This is a genomic window from Amycolatopsis sp. WAC 04169 (assembly GCF_003947535.1).
GTDB lineage: Bacteria > Actinomycetota > Actinomycetes > Mycobacteriales > Pseudonocardiaceae > Amycolatopsis > Amycolatopsis keratiniphila.
This window is the reverse complement of sequence record NZ_QHJI01000003.1, coordinates 19,514-40,194: the sequence shown is the minus strand read 5'-3', so window position 1 is coordinate 40,194 and position 20,681 is coordinate 19,514. Positions and strand designations below refer to the sequence as shown.

At 69.9% G+C, this 20,681-nt stretch carries 19 protein-coding genes; 12 read left to right on the top strand and 7 right to left on the bottom strand.

Annotated elements, in window-relative coordinates; genetic code table 11:
• The first annotated feature begins 18 nt into the window (after positions 1 to 18).
• Positions 19 to 504, top strand: a complete 486-nt coding sequence (locus tag DMC61_RS08320) for a polyadenylate-specific 3'-exoribonuclease AS (RefSeq protein WP_016332795.1) — start codon at positions 19 to 21, stop codon at positions 502 to 504.
• 184 nt (positions 505 to 688) lie between these two features.
• Here the strand turns inward: DMC61_RS08320 and DMC61_RS08315 are convergent, their stop codons facing one another.
• Positions 689 to 1,765, bottom strand: a complete 1,077-nt coding sequence (locus tag DMC61_RS08315) for a 3-deoxy-7-phosphoheptulonate synthase (RefSeq protein ID WP_125688193.1) — start codon at positions 1,763 to 1,765, stop codon at positions 689 to 691.
• Positions 1,766 to 2,048: 283 nt separating this feature from the next.
• On the opposite strand from DMC61_RS08315, the gene DMC61_RS08310 reads away from it, so the two are divergent.
• Positions 2,049 to 3,074, top strand: coding sequence for a 6-phosphofructokinase (locus DMC61_RS08310; RefSeq protein WP_125688191.1), 1,026 nt, complete (start codon positions 2,049 to 2,051; stop codon positions 3,072 to 3,074).
• Between the two features lie 134 nt (positions 3,075 to 3,208).
• Positions 3,209 to 4,711 carry an amidohydrolase family protein gene (locus tag DMC61_RS08305; RefSeq protein ID WP_125688189.1) on the top strand — a complete coding sequence of 501 codons (1,503 nt, stop codon included), beginning with the start codon at positions 3,209 to 3,211 and terminating at the stop codon, positions 4,709 to 4,711.
• Positions 4,712 to 4,785: 74 nt separating this feature from the next.
• Here DMC61_RS08305 and DMC61_RS08300 read toward each other — a convergent pair whose 3' ends face one another.
• Positions 4,786 to 6,228 carry an aromatic amino acid ammonia-lyase gene (locus DMC61_RS08300; RefSeq protein WP_016332799.1) on the bottom strand — a complete coding sequence of 481 codons (1,443 nt, stop codon included), beginning with the start codon at positions 6,226 to 6,228 and terminating at the stop codon, positions 4,786 to 4,788.
• A 38-nt stretch (positions 6,229 to 6,266) separates the two neighbouring features.
• On the bottom strand, positions 6,267 to 6,737 hold the full coding sequence (locus DMC61_RS08295) for a group II truncated hemoglobin (RefSeq protein WP_016332800.1): 471 nt from the start codon (positions 6,735 to 6,737) through the stop codon (positions 6,267 to 6,269).
• Between the two features lie 105 nt (positions 6,738 to 6,842).
• Here DMC61_RS08295 and DMC61_RS08290 point away from each other — a divergent pair, with 105 nt between their 5' ends.
• The gene (locus DMC61_RS08290; protein WP_125688187.1) at positions 6,843 to 7,184 is read left to right on the top strand and encodes a helix-turn-helix domain-containing protein; all 342 of its coding nucleotides are present in this window, start codon (positions 6,843 to 6,845) and stop codon (positions 7,182 to 7,184) included.
• Here DMC61_RS08290 and DMC61_RS08285 read toward each other — a convergent pair.
• Entirely contained in the window at positions 7,178 to 7,486 is a 309-nt protein-coding gene (locus DMC61_RS08285; RefSeq protein ID WP_016332802.1) for a metalloregulator ArsR/SmtB family transcription factor, read from the bottom strand. The two genes, DMC61_RS08290 and DMC61_RS08285, sit on opposite strands and share 7 nt — an antisense overlap.
• A gap of 164 nt (positions 7,487 to 7,650) precedes the next feature.
• Between DMC61_RS08285 and DMC61_RS08280 the strand changes: the two genes are divergently transcribed.
• The 8 genes from DMC61_RS08280 to DMC61_RS08245 all read left to right on the top strand — a co-directional run bounded on the left by DMC61_RS08280 (position 7,651) and on the right by DMC61_RS08245 (position 17,346).
• Complete coding sequence (locus tag DMC61_RS08280) at positions 7,651 to 8,871, top strand: glycoside hydrolase family 18 protein (protein WP_125688185.1); 1,221 nt, start codon at positions 7,651 to 7,653, stop codon at positions 8,869 to 8,871.
• Between the two features lie 71 nt (positions 8,872 to 8,942).
• Positions 8,943 to 9,608 carry a DUF2461 domain-containing protein gene (locus tag DMC61_RS08275; RefSeq protein WP_005166098.1) on the top strand — a complete coding sequence of 222 codons (666 nt, stop codon included), beginning with the start codon at positions 8,943 to 8,945 and terminating at the stop codon, positions 9,606 to 9,608.
• A gap of 111 nt (positions 9,609 to 9,719) precedes the next feature.
• On the top strand, positions 9,720 to 11,144 hold the full coding sequence (gene pyk / locus DMC61_RS08270) for a pyruvate kinase (RefSeq protein WP_043848002.1): 1,425 nt from the start codon (positions 9,720 to 9,722) through the stop codon (positions 11,142 to 11,144).
• A 289-nt stretch (positions 11,145 to 11,433) separates the two neighbouring features.
• Positions 11,434 to 12,333, top strand: coding sequence for an acyl-CoA thioesterase II (locus DMC61_RS08265; RefSeq protein ID WP_043848003.1), 900 nt, complete (start codon positions 11,434 to 11,436; stop codon positions 12,331 to 12,333).
• A gap of 441 nt (positions 12,334 to 12,774) precedes the next feature.
• On the top strand, positions 12,775 to 13,689 hold the full coding sequence (locus tag DMC61_RS08260; RefSeq protein ID WP_125688183.1) for a helix-turn-helix transcriptional regulator: 915 nt from the start codon (positions 12,775 to 12,777) through the stop codon (positions 13,687 to 13,689).
• A complete protein-coding gene (locus DMC61_RS08255) occupies positions 13,673 to 13,882 on the top strand; it encodes a DUF397 domain-containing protein (protein ID WP_125688181.1) in 210 nt (69 codons plus the stop codon). The genes DMC61_RS08260 and DMC61_RS08255 overlap by 17 nt, the downstream gene beginning before the upstream one ends.
• A gap of 161 nt (positions 13,883 to 14,043) precedes the next feature.
• Positions 14,044 to 14,256: a hypothetical protein gene (locus DMC61_RS08250; protein WP_125688179.1), complete on the top strand. Its 213-nt coding sequence runs from the start codon at positions 14,044 to 14,046 to the stop codon at positions 14,254 to 14,256.
• A 63-nt stretch (positions 14,257 to 14,319) separates the two neighbouring features.
• Positions 14,320 to 17,346, top strand: coding sequence for a LuxR family transcriptional regulator (locus DMC61_RS08245; protein ID WP_125688177.1), 3,027 nt, complete (start codon positions 14,320 to 14,322; stop codon positions 17,344 to 17,346).
• Between the two features lie 48 nt (positions 17,347 to 17,394).
• Here DMC61_RS08245 and DMC61_RS08240 read toward each other — a convergent pair whose 3' ends face one another.
• From DMC61_RS08240 to DMC61_RS08230, 3 genes are all read right to left on the bottom strand, one after another.
• Positions 17,395 to 19,008: a succinic semialdehyde dehydrogenase gene (locus DMC61_RS08240; RefSeq protein WP_125688175.1), complete on the bottom strand. Its 1,614-nt coding sequence runs from the start codon at positions 19,006 to 19,008 to the stop codon at positions 17,395 to 17,397.
• Between the two features lie 118 nt (positions 19,009 to 19,126).
• Positions 19,127 to 19,939: a hypothetical protein gene (locus DMC61_RS08235; RefSeq protein ID WP_125688173.1), complete on the bottom strand. Its 813-nt coding sequence runs from the start codon at positions 19,937 to 19,939 to the stop codon at positions 19,127 to 19,129.
• Positions 19,940 to 20,042: 103 nt separating this feature from the next.
• Positions 20,043 to 20,657, bottom strand: a complete 615-nt coding sequence (locus DMC61_RS08230) for a TetR/AcrR family transcriptional regulator (protein WP_063275095.1) — start codon at positions 20,655 to 20,657, stop codon at positions 20,043 to 20,045.
• Positions 20,658 to 20,681 lie beyond the last annotated feature (24 nt).

Here is a 20,681-nt window from a genome sequence, read left to right as displayed (position 1 = left end):
GCCCACTAGGGTTCTCCGGTGCGCTTTTTCTACGACACCGAATTCATTGAGGACGGCGTGACCATCGATCTGGTGTCGATCGGTGTCGTGGACGAAAGAGGCCGCGAGTTCTACGCGGTCTCGACCGATTTCGATCCCGGCAAGGCCGGCCCCTGGGTCCGCGACAACGTGCTCCCGAAACTCCCGTCGCCCGCCGACCCGGCGTGGCGCAGCCGCGAAAAGATCCGCACGGACCTGCTCGAGTTCTTCGGCAAACCGCCCGGCGGGATCGAACTGTGGGCCTGGTTCGCCGCCTACGACCACGTCGCGCTGGCGCAGCTGTGGGGGCCGATGCCCGCGCTGCCGCGCCAGCTGCCGCGTTTCACCCGTGACCTGCGGCAACGCTGGGAGGACGCGGGCAAGCCGAAGCTGCCGTCGGCCCCGGACGACCAGCACGACGCGCTGGCGGACGCGCGGCACAACTACCAGCGGTGGCAGATCATCGAGTCCTACTGGCACCGGTAGGCCTGTCCGGTCCGGATGTCATGAAAGGGCCGTTCAGGACGTTTTGTGTCCTGAACGGCCCTTTCATGACACCTGGCGCTGTGCCGGGCCTTCGGGGAGGCGGCCCGCCCCTGGAACGCAATGAACGGTCCTTTCCTTGCAAAATTTGCGAGGAAAGGACCGTTCCTAGCGTTCGCGAGGGCACTCAGCGGCGTGAGTCGACCGCCTCGGCGAGGGTGTCCAGCAGCTCCGCCGTCGTCTCCCACCCGAGGCAGGCGTCCGTGATCGACTGCCCGTACGTCAGCGAAGCGGCCGACCCCAGCGTCAGGTCCTGGCGCCCCTCCACCAGGAAGCTCTCCAGCATCAGCCCCGCGATACCCCGCTCACCGGCCCCGATCCGCCCGGCGAGCTCGCGCACGACCGAAGCCTGCCGCACGTGGTCCTTCGCGCTGTTGCCGTGGCTCGCGTCGATGATCACGCGTTCCGGCAGCCCCGACTTCGCCAGCCGCGCCAGCGTGTCGGCCACCGTCGCGGGGTCGTAGTTCGGGCCCGCGGAGCTGCCGCGCAGGATGACGTGGCAGTCCTCGTTGCCCGCCGTGGTGATCAAAGCGGCGAGGCCGTCGGGGTTGATCCCGGCGAAGACGTGGCTCGCGCCGGCCGCGCGGGTGGCGTCGACGGCGACCTGGACATCGCCCTCGGTCGAATTCTTGATCCCGACCGGCATCGACAGCGCGCTGCACAGCTGCCGGTGCACCTGGCTCGCCGCGGTCCGCGCGCCGATGGAACCCCAGGTCACGGTGTCGGAGATGAACTGCGGGGTGATCGGGTCGAGGAATTCGCAGCCCACCGGCAGGCCGAGCGCGGAGATGTCGAGCAGCAGTTTGCGCGCCATCCGGAGGCCCTGGTTGACCTCGTAGGTGCCGTCGAGACCGGGGTCGTTGATGAGGCCCTTCCAGCCGAGCGTGGTCCGCGGCTTCTCGAAGTAGACGCGCATGACGATGTGCAGGTCGCGGCGGTGTTCTTCGGCCTTCGCGGCGAGGCGGCGGGCGTAGTCGAGCGCGGCGTCCGCGTCGTGCACCGAGCAGGGCCCGACGACGACGAGGAGCCGGTCGTTCCGGCCGTCGAGGATGTCGACGGCCGAGGCCCGCCCGGCTAGGACGGTATCGGCGATTTCCGCCGTCATCGGATGTTCGTGCCGCAGCATCGCGGGCGACAGCAGCGGGCTGATGGCCGCCGTGCGGTGCCCGTCGAGGGCGATCAGGGTGTCAGCGGAGGGAGACATCGCGGGTCTGGTTCCTTTCGAAAGGGATACCGACCCGCGGGAACTCGCCGAGCCGGTGGGAAATCCGGCTCGGGGTGGAGGTCAGCGCAGGTTCACGCCGCCGTGCCCACCCGGGGCCGGCTTCGTAAACCAGAAATAGCGCTGCACGACGCCAAGCTAGCACATCCGCCGCGCGTACCGATTCCCGAGGTGGTCCGCCCTGCACCGATCCAGAGAACTGCCGCTACGCTGGCGTCGGGACATGTGACTGTCATCTCTACGGAACACAAGACGGAGGCTTCTGATGCGTGTCGGTGTGCTGACCGGCGGTGGGGACTGCCCGGGGCTCAACGCGGTGATCCGCGGTGTGGTGCGCAAGGGCATCGAGGTGCACGGCTGGGACATCGTCGGGTTCCGCAACGGCTGGAACGGTCCCCTCACCGGGGACAGCCGCCCGCTCGGCCTGAACGACGTCGAGGACATCCTGACCCGCGGCGGCACGATCCTGCGCTCGTCGCGGACCAACCCGTACAAGGTCGACGGCGGCGTCGACAAGATCAAGTCCGTGCTCGCCGAGCAGCAGGTCGACGCGCTGATCGCCATCGGCGGCGAGGACACCCTCGGCGTCGCGAAGCGGCTCACGGACGACGGCGTCGGCGTCGTCGGGGTGCCCAAGACGATCGACAACGACCTCGGCGCCACCGACTACACCTTCGGCTTCGACACGGCCGTCTCGATCGCCACCGAGGCCATCGACCGGTTGCACACCACGGCCGAGTCGCACCACCGCGCGCTGGTCGTCGAGGTCATGGGGCGGCACGCGGGCTGGATCGCGCTGCACTCGGGCCTCGCCGGCGGCGCGAGCGTGATCCTGGTGCCGGAGCGGCACTTCAGCGTCGACCAGGTCGTCTCGTGGGTCGAGCGCCGCTTCGAGAAGGAGTACGCGCCGATCATCGTGGTCGCCGAGGGCGCGCTGCCCGAGGGCGGCGAGGAGAAGCTGCTGACCGGGGAGAAGGACGCCTTCGGGCACGTCCGGCTCGGCGGCATCGGCACCTGGCTGGCCGACGAGATCGCCGCCCGCACCGGCAAGGAGTCGCGTGCGGTCGTGCTCGGGCACGTCCAGCGCGGCGGCACTCCGACGGCGTACGACCGCGTGCTCGCCACCCGGTTCGGGCTCAACGCCGTCGACGCCGTGGCCGACGGCGACTTCGGCGTGATGGTGGCGCTGCGCGGCACGGACATCGTCCGCGTCAAGCTCGCCGAGGCGACCGCCGAACTGAAGACCGTCCCGGTCGAGCGGTACGAAGAGGCCGAGGTCTTCTTCGGCTGAGCCCTGTTTCAGGAGAAGGCCCCTTACTTTGTGCTGACCTCGGGTAAGGGGCCTTCGCTTTTCTTGCGGCCCCGCCATCGCGGCGAGTTGAATCGGCCACCTGGGGGATCAGGGGTGGAAGGGCGGCGGTGCGCATGGGATCCAGCAGACGCGAGTTCCTGAGGTGGCTGGCCGCGGGCGGGACCGGGGTGGCGCTCGCCGGGTTGCTGCCCGGCACGGCCGCCGCGGAAACCGGCGCGATCGTCGTCATCACCCACGTCACGCTGATCGACGGCACGGGTTCGGCGCCCCGGCGTGACGTCTCGGTCGTGCTCGTCGGCGACCGGATCGCCTGGGTCGGCTCCGGTCCGGTCCCGGAAACCGGCGGCGCGCGGGTGATCGACGGCCGCGGCAAGTACCTCATCCCGGGACTGTGGGACATGCACACCCACGGCGCGGACCTCGAGGAGATCGTCCCGCCGCTGCATCTGGTGCACGGCGTCACGGGTGTCCGCGAGATGTGGGGGTACGCGGAAAACCGTGCCACGAAGGCCAAGATCGAACGCGGCGAGCTGCTCGGCCCGCGTGTCGTGCTGGCGAGCGGGATCGTCGACGGGCCGGTCACGCTCCTGGGGCCGCCGGTGCTCCAGGTGTCGACGGAGGCCGAAGCGCGGGCCGCCGTCCGTGCCGAGAAGTCCGCGGGCGCCGAGCTCGTCAAGATCTACTCCTACCTCGCACCCGAGGCCGTGCGCGCGATCGCGGACGAGGCCCGTGCCCAGGGCCTGCGGTTCTCCGGGCATTGGCCGTACAAGCTGTCGCACCTCCAGGTGAGCGACCTCGGCCAGCACAGCCTGGAGCATTTCTTCGGGGTGTCCATCCACTGCTCGTCCCGGCGCGACGAGATCCTGGCCAGGCTGAAGGCGACGCCCTACGACCCCGCGGCGCCGCGGGACTTCTTCAACCTGGCGCGGCGGCTGGAGTTCGAGTCGGTCACCACGTACGACCGCGGCGCGGCGCGGGCCTACTTCGAGCGGCTGCGGTGCAACGGCACCTGGCACTCGCCGACGCTGACGATCAACCGGGTCGTCACGCAGCCCGCCGAGACCCACCAGCGCGACCCGCGGCTGAAGTACGTCCCCGCGGACGTGCGCGAGAGCTGGGCCGTCGGCATCGAACGCTTCGCGCCGAAGACCCCGGCGGACATCGCCCTCCAGGAGCGGTACTACCGGGAGACGCTGCGGCTGGTCGGCGTCGCGCACGACGCGGGTGTCGGGCTCATCGGCGGCACCGACTGCCTCAATCCGTACACCTTCCCCGGCAGCGGGCTGCACGAGGAGCTCGCGTTCCTGGTCGAAGCCGGGCTCTCGCCGGTGCGGGCGCTGAAGACCGTCACGGCCGACGCGGCGAGGTTCCTCGGCCGGGAAGGGACGTCGGGCACGGTCGCGGTGGGGAAGGAGGCGGACCTCGTGCTGCTGGACGCGGACCCGGCCGCGGACATCCGCAACGTCGCGAAGATCGACACGGTGATCACCCGCGGCCGGGTGCTCGACAGGGCGGAGCGGCGGCGGATGCTCGACGCCGTCGAGGCCGCCGCGAACCGGCCGGCGCCGGTGAATGCCCGGCTCCGCTCCCTCGCGCGCCGCGGTTGCTGCTGTTGACCTCCCGCGTTTCGTCCTCTGGATGCGGTAGTTGGCATCCCCAACTACCGCATCCAGAGGACGAAACGCGGGGTTCAGACGCGGGCGAAGGTGTCCAAAAGGGACACGGCGCGGGCGATGTCGTCGGTCAGCGGCCGGTCTTCGACGCTCGGGTCGAGCACGGCCGCAGCGGTCTCGTAGGCGTCGCGCGCGGGCAGGGAGACGAGTTCGGCCTTGCGCATCCGCAGTGCCCGGACGGCCGCGACCAGTTCGCACGCCAGCACCTGCTGGTACGCCGCCCCGGCCGCGGTCGCCGCCCGCGCGGCCTGGGTGGAGAAGCTCGCGTGGTCCTCGATCCCGCGTGAGACGACGGCCGTGCCCAGCGTCGCCGGGAGCGCGGCCTGCCGCAGTTCGGTGAGCGCGTCGTGCGCGACGTACTCCAGGATCATCACGCCCGAGCTGCCCGACGGCCCGGCCGCCAGGAACGGCCGCAACCCGGTGAACTCCGGCTCCACCAGATCACCCAGCCGGGCCACCGACAGCTCGGCGACCTGATGGACGGTCGCGCGCACCTGGTCGAGCGCGGTCGAGACGTACGCGGTGTGGAAATGCGCGTGGTGATAGGCGTCCTGGTGCACCGTCGAGATCATCGGGTTCTCGGTGCTGGCGTTGATCTCCACCGCGAGGACGTCGCGCAGGTAGTGGATCGCGTCCAGCGCGGGCCCCTGCACCTGCGGGAAGGCGCGGAGCCCGAACGGGTCCTGGATCCGCCTGCCGGGTTTGGGCGTGCCCTCCATCCCGAGCAGCCGCCGCATCTCCGCCGCGCACGCGACCTGCCCGGCGTGCGGACGCGCCTCGTGCACGGGGGTCGCGTACGCCTCCGGATTCCCGTCGAGCGCGATGTAGGTCAGTGCCGCGACGACGTGACTCGCCCGCGTCAGCGTGTCGAGCCGCATCGCGGCGAGGGTCGCCTCGGCCAGCGTCGCGGCGTTGCTGCTCATGAACGCGAGCGCGTCACCCGCCTGCACCGGCACCGGGGGCACCCCGCCGGTCAGCCACGGCCGTTCGCCGGTGAGGGCGAGCGCGGTCTCCGCGAGCGGCGCGAGGTCGCCGGTGCCGATCGCGCCGAGCCGGTGCACGAGCGGCAGCGCCCCCGTCCTCACCGCGTCGGCGAGCGCCCCGATCAGCACGGGGCTGAGCCCGGCGCGCCCGGCCAGCAGCTGGTTGAGCCGGATGAGCATCATCGCCCTGGTCTGGCCGGGGGACATGACGTCGCCGCTGCCGCCCGCGTGACTGCGCAACAGCCGCAGCCCGTGATCCGGCGACTCGCCCTCGCCGACCGGGTCCTCTTTGTTGGCGCCGACGCCGGTGGTGCGGCCGTAGACGATCCTGCGCGTGCTCAGTTCTTCGGCGAGCTTCCACGCGCTTTCGGCGCCGCGCAGCGCGGCGATCGAAACGTCGATGCCCAGCGGGCCCTCGGTGCTCGCGGCGGTCACGACGTCCGCGCAGCGCAGGGTCCGGCCGTCCACCCGGATCACGGCGGCCTCCTTTCACGACCGCCCCACTATGAACGCCTTCAGTCCGACGGCGGCTGCCAGGGCGGCCGGTTGCCCCAGTCCCATTTCGGCATGGGCTCGGGAACGGTGACCTCGCGGCCCGGTTGCGAGAACATCACCGCGAGCCTGCTGCCCCATTCGACGTACGCGGCGAACGCGGAGCGGAACTCGGGATCGGCCGGGAGCCCGGCTTCGTCGGCGGCGTCGAAGAGCAGGTTCACCCAGCGGCGGCGCTGTTCCTCGGTGATGGCCCGGCCCAGATGCCGTCCGACCATGTGCCGGTGCCCGCCGTGTTCGCCGCTGTAGGTCTCCGGCCCGCCGAACACCTCGGCCAGCCAGACCGCGACGTGCTCGGGATGGCCGGGGTCCATGTGGCGGAAGACCGGCTCCAGCAACGGGTCCTTCAGCACGTGGCCGTAGAAGACAGTGGTCAGCCTGCGCAGGGCGTCCAGCCCGCCTGCCCATTCGTACAACGTCGGTGTCCCGGTCACGTAAGGTCCTCCCAGCGGCGACGATCTTCCGGTCCGGCAAAGGCAACCACCCCGGATCGCCGGGGACAACCGCTTACTTTCCGGTGCGTGCCAAGGGGAGCGGCGATGAAGCGGTACCACTGCGCGGTCGAGCTCGCGGTCGACGTCATCGGCGGCAAGTGGAAGCCGGTGATCCTGGCGCATCTCAAAGAGGGCGTGCACCGCTACGGCGAACTCCGGCGGCGGATGCCGGGCGTCAGCGAGAAGATGCTGACCCAGCACCTGCGCGAGCTGGAGGCGGACGGCCTCGTGCTCCGGGAGAGCCGCGAGGGCCGGGTGCCGCACGTCGAGTACCGGCTGAGCGAGGAAGGGGAGCGGTTACGCCCCGCACTCCAGGCGCTCTACGACTGGGGGACGCGGCGCGCGGCCGACCGCGGCATCGCGTTCGAGCCGTTACCTATTCACTGACTGTCGTCGTCGAGGTGCCGTTCGAGCGCGTCGATCCGTCCTTCCCAGAACCGGCGGTACGGCGCGAGCCACGCGTCGACCTCCGCGAGCGGTTCCGGGCGGAGCCGGTAGCAGCGGCGCTGGGCGGCGACGCGGACGGTGACCAGACCGGCCTCGCGTAGGACGCGCAGGTGCTTCGATACGGCCGGTTGGCTCAATTCGAGCACCTCGACCAGCTCGTTGACCGATTTCTCGCCGCCGCGCAAGAGGTCGAGGATGGTCCTCCGCCGCGGTTCGGCGAGGATCTCGAAGGTCTGCATCATCCGGGAAATGTGCCCCGTGCGGCATATTTCCGTCAAGGAATGTTCGAAAATGTCCATCCGAAAGTCTTGGTCTGAACCATTGACGGAGTGGTCTAGTCCACTTAGCTTGTGCGTGTCCCGCCGCAGTCCTCTCGTCACCCCTGGTGACCGTGAAGGGAGAACGCATGCCCCGTTCGAAAAGGCTCACCGCGGTCCTGGGTGCCGCGGCCGTCGCGCTCGGCGCGCTGGCCGTCGCCGCGCCGGCGCAGCAGGCCTCGGCCGCACCGGAAACGCCGGACGCCTCGGTCGGCAAGGTACTCGGGTACTTCGCCGAATGGGGCGTCTACCAGCGGAACTACCATGTGAAGAACATCGACACGTCGGGTTCGGCGAGCAAGCTGACGCATATCAACTACTCGTTCGGCAACGTGACGAACGGTGGCTGCGCGATCGGTGACGCCGAGGCGGCGACCAGCAAGTTCTACGACGCCGCGGGCAGTGTGGACGGCGTCGCCGACAGCTGGGACACCGGCGCGCTGCGCGGGAACTTCAACCAGCTGAAGAAGCTCAAGGCCAAGTACCCGAACCTCAAGGTGCTGTGGTCGTTCGGCGGCTGGACCTGGTCCGGCGGGTTCGGCGAGGCCGCCAAGAACCCCGCCAAGTTCGCGGAGTCCTGCTACAACCTCGTCAACGACCCGCGCTGGGCCGGTGTCTTCGACGGTATCGACATCGACTGGGAGTACCCGAACGCCTGCGGGCTCTCGTGTGACACCAGCGGCCCGGCCGCGATCAAGAACCTCGCGCAGGCCCTGCGGGAGAAGTTCGGCTCGAAACTGGTCACCGCCGCGATCACCGCGGACGGTACCGACGGCGGCAAGATCGACGCCGCGGACTACGGCGGCGCGGCGCAGTACTTCGACTGGTACAACGTCATGACCTACGACTACTTCGGCGCCTGGGCCGCGCAGGGCCCGACGGCCCCGCATTCGCCGCTGACCGGCTACGAGGGCATCCCGACCGCCGGCTTCCACTCCGACGCCGCGATCCAGAAGCTCAAGGCCAAGGGTGTCCCGGCGAACAAGCTGCTGCTGGGCATCGGCTTCTACGGCCGCGGCTGGACCGGTGTCACCCAGGAGGCCCCGGGCGGCACGGCGACCGGTCCGGCGGCGGGCACCGAGCCGGGTATCCAGGATTACAAGGTCCTGAAGACCACCTGCCCGGCCACCGGCACCGTGGCGGGCACCGCGTACGCCAAGTGCGGCAGCGACTGGTGGAGCTACGACACCCCGGCGACCATCGGCGGCAAGGTCACCTACGCCAAGAACCAGGGTCTCGGCGGTGCCTTCTTCTGGGAGCTGTCCGGTGACACGGCCGACGGCGAACTGATCACCGCCCTGGCCAAGTAAGGCTCTCCGGCGGAAGCGCGTGAAGGCCCCCTTCACGCGCTTCCGCCGGTGGCGAGGATTACGGTCACCCCATGGGTTTCGAGGGTTTCGGCGAGTACGCCATCGACTTCTACGACGGTCTCGAGGCGGACAACTCCAAGTCCTACTGGGACGCGAACCTCGCCACCTACAAGGCCGACGTGCGCGCGCCGATGGAGGCGCTGCTCGCCGAACTCGTCCCGGAGTTCGGCGACGGCTTCGGCGAGGGCAAGGTCTTCCGCCCGTATCGCGACGTCCGGTTCGCCAAGGACAAGACGCCGTACAAGACCCACTGCGGCGCGGTGATCGAGCAGGGCCGCGGCGGCGGCGCGTACTACGTCGAGGTCGGCCCGGCCGGGCTGCGCGTCGGCGGCGGCTGCTTCCACTTCGAGTCCGATCAGCTCGCCCGCTTCCGCAAGGCCGTCGACACGGAACTCCGGGGCGCCGAGCTCGCCAAGATCCTCGCGAAGCTGGAGAAGGCGGGCTGGGAGGTCAAGGGGGACAGGCTCAAGTCGAAGCCGCGCGGCTTCGCCGAAGACCATCCCCGCATCGACCTGCTGAAGTACCGCTCCGTGTACGCCGTCCGCGGCTGGGAGCCGGACGACGTCCTGCACGAACGCGGCGCCCTCGACCGGGTGCGCAAGGCGTGGCGGCAGGTCCGCGCGTTCAACGAATGGGCGCGGGATCGCGTCGGGCCGAGCGAGAAGCCGCGTCGATAACCGCCGAACCGGGTTCGGCGGTTTCCTCGTCGCCCAGGTCAACTGACACTTTTCTTGAACTTTCGGTATCGGTACAGACGTAGCCACGATGAGGGACTACGCTGTGCGAACGTGAGCCGACGCGCGAAGATCGTTTGTACCCTGGGCCCCGCGACCGCTACGCCGGAGAAGATGCGGCAACTCGTCGACGCCGGGATGGACGTCGCGAGGATGAACTTCAGCCACGGGACGCACAGCGACCACAAGCAGGTCTACGACCTCATCCGCACCGCCGCCGCCGAATCGGGCCGCGCGGTGGGCATCCTCGCCGACCTCCAGGGGCCGAAGATCCGTCTCGGCACCTTCGCGGGCGGGCCGGTCGAGTGGCACAACGGCGACATCGTGCGCATCACCGTCGAGGACGTGGCCGGTACGCACGACCGCGTCTCGACCACCTACAAGGGACTCGCCGACGACGCGAAGCCCGGCGACCGTCTCCTCGTGGACGACGGCAAGGTCGGCCTCGTGGTCAAGGAGGTCGACGGACCGGACGTCGTCTGCGAGGTCACCGAAGGCGGCCCCGTCAGCAACAACAAGGGCGTCTCCCTGCCGGGTATGGACGTCTCCGTGCCGGCGCTGTCCGAAAAGGACATCGAAGACCTCGAGTTCGCGCTGGAACTCGGCGTGGACTTCATCGCGCTGTCGTTCGTCCGCTCGCCCGCCGACATCGACCTGGTCCACCAGGTGATGGACCGCGTCGGCAAGGGCCGCCTCCCGGTGGTCGCGAAGATCGAGAAGCCCGAAGCGGTCTACAACCTCGAAGCCATCGTGCTCGCCTTCGACGCGGTGATGATCGCCCGCGGCGACCTCGGCGTCGAACTCCCGCTGGAGCAGGTCCCGCTGGTGCAGAAGCGCACCATTCAGATCGCCCGCGAGAACGCGAAGCCCGTCATCGTCGCGACGCAGATGCTCGAGTCGATGATCAACAGCTCCCGCCCGACCCGCGCCGAGGCCTCGGACGTCGCCAACGCGGTGCTCGACGGCGCGGACGCGCTCATGCTCTCGGGTGAGACCAGCGTGGGCCGCTACGCCATCGACGTGGTCAAGACCATGGGCCGGATCATCGAAGCCGTCGAGACCGACTCGCCGGTCGTGCCGCCGCTGTCGCACGTCCCGCGCACCAAGCGCGGCGTCATCTCCTACGCGGCCCGTGACATCGGGGAGCGGCTGAACGCCAAGGCCCTGGTCGCCTTCACCCAGTCCGGTGACACCGTCCGGCGGCTCGCGCGGCTGCACACGCGGCTGCCGCTGCTGGCGTTCACGCCGGAGGAGAGCGTCCGCAGCCAGCTTGCGATGACCTGGGGCACCACGACGCGGATCGTGCCGAAGGTGGGCTCGACCGACCAGATGATCCAGCAGGTCGACCACGCGATGCTCGAAATGGGCAAGTACGCCAAGGGTGACCTGGTGGTCATCGTGGCCGGTTCGCCGCCCGGGACCGTCGGGTCGACCAACCTCATCCGGGTGCACCGCCTGGGCGAGGACGACCACGCCTGACCCTCCCTGCCGACGCTATGAAGGACCCTTTCCTGGCGAAATTTGCCAGGAGAGGGTCCTTCATAGCGTTCGAGGTGTCCCGTCCGTGCGGCGAAGGGGCCTTTCGCCACATGCCATGCGGTGAAAGGCCCCTTCGGCCCGCCGGCGCGTGCTAGGAACGGTCCTTTCCTGGCAAATTTCGCAAGGAAAGGACCGTTCCTAGCGTCCCAGGTGTCCCGAAGGTGGCCTTCGCGACAAACGTCCCGCCTCACGGGGGCTCCGAGCACCCGCACGGCCTAAAGTTCAGGACATGACTGAGATGGCCAGGGAAGCCGCGGCCGGTTTCGACAACGCCGGCGGGGTGGGCGGACAGCCCGTGCTCGACCGGCTGGTCGCGCTGCTGGACTTGGAGAAGATCGAAGAGAACATCTTCCGCGGCGTCTCGCCCGCCCACTCGCCGGTGCGGGTGTTCGGCGGGCAGGTCGCGGGGCAGGCGCTGGTCGCCGCCGGCCGCACGGTCCCCGAGGAGCGGAAGGTCCACTCGCTGCACGCGTACTTCATCCGCGGCGGCGACCCGAGCGTCCCGATCGTCTACGAGGTCGACCGCATCCGCGACGGCCGCTCGTTCACCACCCGCCGCGTCGTGGGCATCCAGCACGGCAAGGCGATCTTCTCCCTGTCGGCCTCGTTCCAGAAGGACGAGGGCGGCATCGAGCATTCCGAGGCCATGCCGGACGTCCCGGCCCCCGACTCGCTGCCGACCCTGCAGGAACGCGCCGAGGGGTACTTCATGGGCCATCTCGACCGGCCGCGTCCGATCGACCTGCGGTACGTCAACGATCCGCCGTGGGTCACCAGGAAGACGGGCGACCGGCCCGCCAGGAACCAGGTCTGGATGCGGGCCGACGGCAAGCTCCCGGACGAGCAGTTGCTGCACGTCTGCGTCCTGACCTACGCCTCCGACATGACGCTCCTGGACTCGGTCCTCGCGCGCCACGGCGTCTATTGGGATCTCGACAAGGTGCTCGGCGCGAGCCTCGACCACGCGCTCTGGTTCCACCGTCCGTTCCGGGCCGACGAGTGGTTCCTCTACGACAGCGCGTCGCCGACGGCGTCGGGTGCCCGGGGGCTGGCGACCGGCCGGTTCTTCGCCGCGGACGGAACGCATATCGCCACCGTCGTGCAGGAAGGTCTTCTCCGAGTCGTGTGACGTTCCGCAGTCGAGAGCGGGAGTTGTCCACCCTTTAGAGGGAATGGCGAAACGCATTAACATCTGGAGCCAGAGCATTACGAATTAAAGGGAGGGCCGGAACCGATCGGGGGACGGCTCCGGCCCTGCACCGGGGGTGAATCCGGCTTCGACGGGTATCCTTCCGGAAGCCCATCGGTGCAGCTCGCGGCCCCGCGCCCGTGCCGCGAGCGGATCCGCTGACGCCGGTGAGGGCGGGCGTACCGCGTTGCACAATGCTCAACCTACAACGGCAATCTGCAAATTGCAGGATGAAAATCGACGCCTGGGTGAAAATGGCCGTGTGACCATCTCACCGAATGTGTCTCGGGCTGGTTAGATGTGCTTCGTGCGGGGTTCCTGAACACTGTTCTCCGCGATGTCGCGATCGTTGGTGCTCGGACAGCTTGTGGAGGTGCCGTGATGACGAGGGGTCAGGGACCCACCGTGCGCCGCCGGAGGTTGGCGAGCGAGCTGAGGCGGTTGCGCGAGGCGGCCGATCTCACCATCGACGAGGTGAGCGAGAAGCTCGAATGCTCGGCGTCGAAGGTCAGCCGTATCGAGACGGGGCACGTCGGCGTCACCCCGCGCGACGCGCGCGACATGCTGGAGCTCTACGGCATCGCCGGTGACGAGCAGGAGGCGCTCGTCCAGCTGGCGAGGGAAGCCCGTAAACGCGGCTGGTGGCATGCGTATAACGAGGTGTTCACCGGCACCTTCGTCGGTTTGGAGGCGGACGCGAGTTCGCTGCGGGCGTTCCAGGCGCTTTTGGTGCCGGGCCTGTTGCAGACCGAGCGCTACGCCAAGGCCGTGATCAGGGCGATGCGGCCCGACGCCGAGGACGCCGAGATCAGGCGCCGGGTGGCGGCGCGGATGGCGCGGCAGGAGCTGCTGACCGATCCTTCGCCCCCGGAGTACTGGGCCGTCATGGACGAGGCGGTCCTGCATCGCGTGGTCGACGGGCCCGAGGTGATGGCGGAACAGCTGTACCGGATGGTCACGATGGCCGCGCGGGCGAACGTCACCGTCCAGATCGTGCCGTTCGGCGCGGGTGCCCATCCCGGGATGGAGGGCCCGTTCCTCATCATGGGCTTCCCCGAACTGGCCGACACCGACGTGGTCTACGTCGACAGCACCTCCAGCGGGCTCTACCTGGAGGAACCCCCGGACGTCCGGCGATACGCGTTGATGTTCGACCATCTCCGTGCCGCCGCGTTGAAGCCGGACGACTCGGTCGAGGTGATCGCCGAGGCCGCCGGGAGGTTCGCCGAACAGGCGGCCCTTCCGGAAAGTCACTGGAAACAAGTAAGGAGTGGGGAGCATGACGCCCAACGATGACCTTTCCCAGGCCCGGTGGTTCAAGAGCAGCCACAGCGGTGGCGGCAACGACTGCGTCGAGGTCGCCTTCACCGGTTCCGGTGCCGCGCTGAGGGACTCCAAGGACCCTGAGGGAGGTGCCTTCCGCCTCTCCCCGCAGGCTTGGCGCGGGCTGCTCGGCGCGGTGCGCGCGAGTGGCCCGGATCACGGCTAGCCACCCTCGAACTCGACCCCTTACGCCCCCCGAGCAGGGGATGGGCCGGCGTAAGGGGTCGAATCGCGTCCGGGTGTAGGTGATCACCCGATGCCTCAGGCCACCCCTCAGGACGAATCTCTTCACTACCAACAACGCAGTGAAGTTCCTAAGGGGAAAAGATGAACACGAACGACGCCCTCCTCACCGGCGTACTGGCCGAGGTCGAATACCGGAGGGAAGAGCTGCAGCGAGCGGGCCGCAGCATGTGGGTCGAGCGGGCCCGCCGGGCGAGCAAGCGGATCCGCGCGCAGCGCGCCGAGGTCCAGGTGCCCGCCCAGGAGCGCCGCGAGGTCCGGCACGTGCCCGCCCGCAGCGGCGACATCACCCGGTAGAGGTCGAGTGCGATGAAGCTCTCGGCGAAAACACAGGCGAAGTTGTCGGTCCGGTAGGCAAGAATGCACCTCGTGCCCCGTCTTGGCTCCGGAATCCCGATCGTCGCCCGCACACAGGAGATGCGGCAGCTCCGCGCCGCCTTCGCCCGTGCAGAACGGGCCGAGGCCGGCGCGGTGCTGCTCTCCGGTGACGCCGGCGTCGGCAAGACCCGCCTGCTGACCGCGCTCGGCGAGTACGCCGCGGGCGCGGGCGCCCTGGTGCTCACCGGGCGCTGTATCGACGTCCATGAGGGCGGTCTTCCTTATCTTCCGTTCGCCGAGGCGCTGGCGCCGCTGGCGACGACCTCCGATCCCGCGGTCACCGCCGCGGTCCGGGCCCGGCCGGCGCTGGGCAGGCTGCTCCCGCAGATGCAGCAGGCGGAGGACTATCCCGCCATCGAAGACGGTCAGCTCACCGCGAGCGAACGGATGTCGACGCAACGGCTCGGGCCCGAGCAGGACCTCGGCCAGCTCCAGCTGTTCGACGCGGTACTGGGGGTGCTGACCGTCATCGCTCAGCGCCGGCCCGTGGTGATCCTCCTGGAGGACCTGCACTGGGCCGACGGTTCCACCCGGAACCTGCTGTCCTTCCTCTTGACGAGGCTGCGCACCCAGCGGCTGCTGGTGGTGGCGAGCTATCGCGAGGAGGACGTCCACCGGCGGCATCCGCTCCGCGCGCTGCTGTCCGAGGTGGTCCGGCTGGGCGCGGTCGAACGTGTCGAGGTCAAGCCGTTCAGCGCCGAGGACGCGCGCGCCTTCGTCGAGGCACTGGCCGACGAGCCGATCGGCCAGGACATGATCGCCGACATCGTCTCCCGCTCCGAGGGCAATCCGTTCTTCGTCGAGGAGCTGCTCGCGTCCGCGAAGGACTGCCGGGACCTCCCCGCCGGGCTGGCCGAAGTGCTCCTCGCCCGGGTAGAACAGCTTTCCCAGATCACGCGCCGGGTGCTGCGCGTGGTCTCGGTCGCCAAGGATTCGGTGGCGCACGCCGCGCTCGCCGAGATCTCCGGGCTGGACGAGCTCGAACTCGACGAGGCGCTGCGCGAGGCCGTGCAGCATCACGTCCTGGTGATCGAGAACGGTTTCTACACCTTCCGCCACGCCCTGTTGCAGGAAGCGGTGTACGGCGACCTGCTGCCGGGGGAGCGGGTCCGCATGCACGCGGCGTACGCGGCGCGGATCCGCGACCGGGCACAGGGCCGCGGCCAGCAGGCGCGGCTCGCGCACCACAGCCTGGAGAGCAAGGATTTCGTCTCCGCGCTGGCCGCGTTGCTGCGCGCGATGGACGAGGCGGAGAAGCTGGGCGCGCCCGGTTCCGCGTTGCGGCACGTGGAGCAGGCACTGTCCATTTGGGACGCCGTGCCCGCGGCGGACCGGCCGTCGGACGTCGACGAGCTCCGCCTCCTGCACGAGGCGTCGTATTTCGCGAGCACGTCGGGGGAGCCGGAGCGCGCGGTCGCCTATTCGCGATCCGCGACCGAGGCCCTCGGCCCGGACACCGGCAACGAGCGGGCCGCCAAGGTCTGGCGACGGCACGCGGAGGCGCTGCTTTCGGTCGACGGCACGCTCGACGAGGTCGTCGAGGCGATCGACAAGGCCTGGGAGCTGGTCGAACACACCGAGGCGAGTGCCGCGCGGGCCTGGGTGCTCGCCACCCGCGCCGGGATCCTGCGGCTGATCGACCGGCACGACGAGGCACTGCAGTGCGCGCTGGCCGCGGTCGCCGACGCCAGGGCCGTCGGCGCGGGCGGGGCGGAGGCGGCGGCGCTGGTCTCGCTCGGGACGCTGGCCGATTCGGCGGGCGACGTCGAGCTGGCACGGGAGCGGCTGCGCGAGGCTGAGCGGAAGGCCAGGGATTCCGGCGCCCTCAACGGCGAGCTGCGGGCGCTGCACTTCCTCGGGCTGAGCTACGACGACCGCGCCGAGATCCGGTCCGCGCTGAAGTACTACGCCAAGGGCATCCAGCGGGCCAAGGAGACCGGGCTGACCTGGAGCTCGTTCGGCATCGAGCTGCGGACCAAGCACCTCACGCTGCGGTACGTCAGCGGGGATTGGCCGGAAGACGACGACGCGGGCCGCGCGGGCCGCGGGGTGTCGAGTGTCGTCGCCGGACGCTTCCTGGGGATCTGGGCGCAGTTCGTGGTCGGCCGCGGCCGGTTCGCGGACGCGGACAAGATCCTGCCGAGCCTGCGCCAGCACTGGGCCGCGGACTACTCGATCGCGCTCGCGTCGGCCGACGCCGCGATCCAGCTCGCGTCATGGCGAGGCGACCACGCGGGCGCGGTGCGGCAGGCGCGGGAACTGATCGACTGGCTCGAAGAGATCGAACCCGCGCTGCTCGGCGGGATCCGGATCAGTGTGCACGGCCTCACCGCGGCCGTCGCCCAGGCCGCCGAAGCCCGGGTGCGCGGCGATCTGGCGACGGCCGAGGCCGCGGTGGAAGCCGGTGAGAAGCTGCTCGCCCACGGCCGGCACTGCGCCGAGCACGGCATCCCGCGTTCGGTGTCGCTGGGCCCGGAGGCACTGGCGTGGCTCGCCCGGATGGAGGCGCTCGGCGCCTGCCTGCGCGGCGCGGGGGATCCCGAGTTGTGGGCGAAGGCGGTCGAGGCGTTCGGGTACGGCGCGGTGTACGAGCAGGCCATGTGCCGCCTGCAGCACGCGAAGTCGTTGCTGGCTTCGGACGGCGACACCGCCGACGCCGCGTCGGAGCTGCTGGCCGCGCACGCGGTGGCCGACCGGCTCGGCGCCTGCCCGCTGCGGGAAGCCGTCCGGGAGCTCAGCCACCGGGCGCGCGTCGAGCTGCCCGGAGAGGCCGTGGCGCCGCGTCGTGACGTCGTCGACCCGCTGACCGACCGGGAACGGGACGTGCTGGAGCGCGTCGCGCTCGGTCGCACCAACCGGCAGGTCGGCGAAGAGCTGTACATCAGCGAGAAGACGGTGAGCGTCCACCTTTCGCGCGTGATGGCGAAACTCGGCGCGAGCCGCCGGGCCGAGGCCGTCGCGATCGCCTACGACCGAGGCCTGCTGGCCGCTCCGTCTTCCTCCTCCTGATCGCGTTTCGTCCTCTGCCGCATTCAGAGGACGAAACGCGGGGGAGGGTCAGCGGCGGGGGAGGCGGCGAAGGGCCTTCAGGCTCGTGCTCAGGGTCCGCACCCACAGCTTCGGCGGGATTCCCTTGCCGGGGCGCAGCGGCATCCCGCGCTGCACCGCGATCGCCTGGGCCTCGGTGTACTTGAGCAGCCCTTCGGCGCCGTTGCGCCGTCCGACACCCGACTCCTTCATCCCGCCCATCGGCAGCCCCACGGTCCCGAAGGTCGCCGCGAAGCCCTCGTTGACGTTGACGGTCCCGGCCTTCAGTCGCGCCGCGACCTCCCAGCCCGCCCGGCCGTTACGCGACCAGACGCTCGCGTTCAGCCCGAACTTCGTGTCGTTGGCGCGTTCGATCGCGTCGGTGACGTCGGTGTAGCCGTAGATCGACACGACCGGCCCGAAGGTCTCCTCGGCGAACAGCTTGACGTCCTCGGTGACGTCGGTGAGCACGGTCGGCTCGTAGAACAGCGGGCCGAGGTCGGGCCGGGCCTTGCCGCCGGTGAGCACCTTCGCGCCCTTGGACCGGGCGTCCTCGACGTGCGCCGAAACGGTCTCCAGCTGGGCCTCGGAGGTCAAAGATCCCATCTGCGCCTGGTAATCCAGCGCGCCACCGAGCCGCAGCGCGGCGGTCTTGGCGACGAAGGCGCGGGTGAACTCCTCGCGGATCGACTCGTGGACGTAGATGCGCTCGACCGAGACGCACAGCTGCCCAGCGGAGGAGAAGCACGCGGTCACCGCGCCCGTGGCGGTCTTGGCGATGTCCGCGTCGGGCAGCACGATCATCGGGTTCTTGCCGCCGAGTTCCAGCGAGTAGCTCGTCAGCCGCTCCGCCACCTTCGCGGCGAGCCCCTTACCTGTCGGCGTGGACCCGGTGAAGCACAGGTAGTCCGACTCCTCGACCAGCGCGTCGCCGATCTGCGAACCCCGGCCGAGCACGATCTGCCAGACACCGGCGGGCAGCCCGGCCTCCTCGGCGAGCTCCTGCAGCCACAGCGCCGAAAGCGCGGTCTGGTTGTCCGGTTTCTGCACGACGGCGTTGCCGGCCGCGAGCGCGGGCAGGACGTCCATCGCGGTCAGCGCGAGCGGGTAGTTCCACGGCGAGATGATCCCGACGACACCCTTGGGATGCCGGATCTCGCCGACCTTGGTCAGCACCGGGATCAGCCCGGCCGCACGGCGCGGTGAAAGGAACTTCGCGCTGTGCTTGCCGTAGTAGGCGGCCACGAGCGCGGTGGCGCTGACTTCGTCGAAGGCGTCCATCCGGGCCTTGCCCGCCTCGATTTGCACGAGGTCGAGAGCCTCTTCCTGACGCTTCAGGACCAGATCGTGCAGGCGGATCAGGATGCGCTGGCGGTCCTCGACCGGTCGCTCGGCCCAGGCGCGCTGCGCTTCCCTCGCCTGGTCGAACACGGCGCGGACGTCGGCGTCGGTGGCCTGGGGGAGGGTCGCGATCGGCTGCCCGGTGAAGGGCGCGCGCATCTGGACCGGCGCGGAGTCCGCACCGCCCACGACCCGGCGCACGAGCCGTTCCGCCCTGGCCGCGGCCGGGGCGCCGGGGACGTCGCCGATGGTGGCCGGTCCTTCGGTGTGGTGGCCCGCGCTCGCCGGTGTCGTGCTCGTCATGCCGTCTCCGTTCCATACCGCGCGGAGCCGGGGGAGGCGCCACGCAGAGCCCAGGTGTTACCGACGAGTACAGCATACTGCCGGTATGGAGACTGTCCACCGCTGATATGAATAAGTTTCACATATTGTCGGTGCGGGGCGGGTTGTCCGGGGACGGGCGCAGGATGTCCTGCTGCTGCAACGCGGACCCCGCGGGCGGGGTCGGGGGAGACGGCGGCTCCTGGGGCCGGGCCTGCTGTTGCTGCTGATATTGCTGCTGGGGGACGCCGGGTGCGTACGGCGGGTACGCACCCGGATAAGGGACTTGCCGGGGCGGCGCCGGTTCACGCCGGTTGGCCACGACCGCCAGCGCGATGGTGAGCAACGCCACGAGCCCGCCCGCGAGCAGGATCCAGAAACCGCTGCCGGTCCCATACCGCGAGACGAAGCGGCCGGTGTCCTGTCCGAAGCTCAGGCTCGCCGAGATGTCCATGCCGAGCATCCAGACGCCGATCGCGGTCCCCGCCCCGCCGGCGACCAGCAGCGTCCTCGACGTCGTCGCGGCGATCGAGGTCGAACTCCGCCGGTACGCGGCGAAACCCACCGCGGCCCCCGCGAACAGCGTCAGCGCGGCGGCCGACAGCGGGATGCCGTAGCGGGCGACATGGGTCTTGTCGTAGAACTCCTTTTCCTCCGCCGAAGGTTCGATGTCGAAGGTCCGCGTCCAGCCGGTTTCGGCGAACTTCGACACCGGCTTGCCGTCGGAAAGCTGTTCGTAGGTCGATTGCGGGAGAAAAGTCGCGAGAAGGACCAGCAGGCCGGCGAAAACCCCCATCATCGCGGCGAAAAGGCGGGGAAGCCGCGTGTCGGCGGGCGGGCGCGGCGGGGCGGCGGGCGGGATTGCGCTGAACGGGCCAGTCGGTTGGTACGGCTGCTGCTGCGGCGCGCTCATGGTCGGCTCCTCCGCCGGTTTTGTTGGCCAGCAAGGAATTCCACCACGAATCGGCCGGGGAGATAAGTGTCACCAGTGCTCTGGTCAACCGCTTTCGCGCGTGCTACGCGGAGGTGTCCTCGTACAACATGACCGCGACGCGCTTCCACTCGTCGAGCAATTGCCGCCGCCGCTGGGGATCACCGCCGAGTTCGGCGTCCAGCGCCAGCCCGCGGGTGAGGTTCACGGTGAGCCAGAAGAGGATCTCCGCGCGTTCCTTCGGGAGATCGCCGGCGACCGCGGTGACGTGCTCCAGGGTCGAGCGGCCCAGCGCCCGGTCGACCGGGCGGATCGCCTCGCGGAGTTCGGGGTCGGTGCGCGCCGCGACCCACAGTTCCGTGGCGGCCGTGGACAGCGTGCCGGAGTAGCCCTCCCAGAGTAGGTCGATGGCCGCCGCGACACCCGAGGCGCCGCCGGGGAGCGCTGAGATCGACTTCGCGAGGCGTCCGCGCAGCTTCTCCGTCAGATGCTCGACGGCCGCGGCCATGAGTTCGGCCTTCGCGGAGAAGTGATGCTGCACGGCGCCCTTCGAGACGCCGGCGCGGGCACAGATCTCCTGCACCGAGGTGCGCGCGTAGCCGAGGTCGACGAGACAGTCGATGGTCGCGTCGAGCAGGGCGGTGCGGGTCTGCTCCCGGCGCTCGGCCTGCGTGCGGTGGGTCCTGCCGAGCACACTCACCGGTTCCGGCCCCCTTTACGTGCA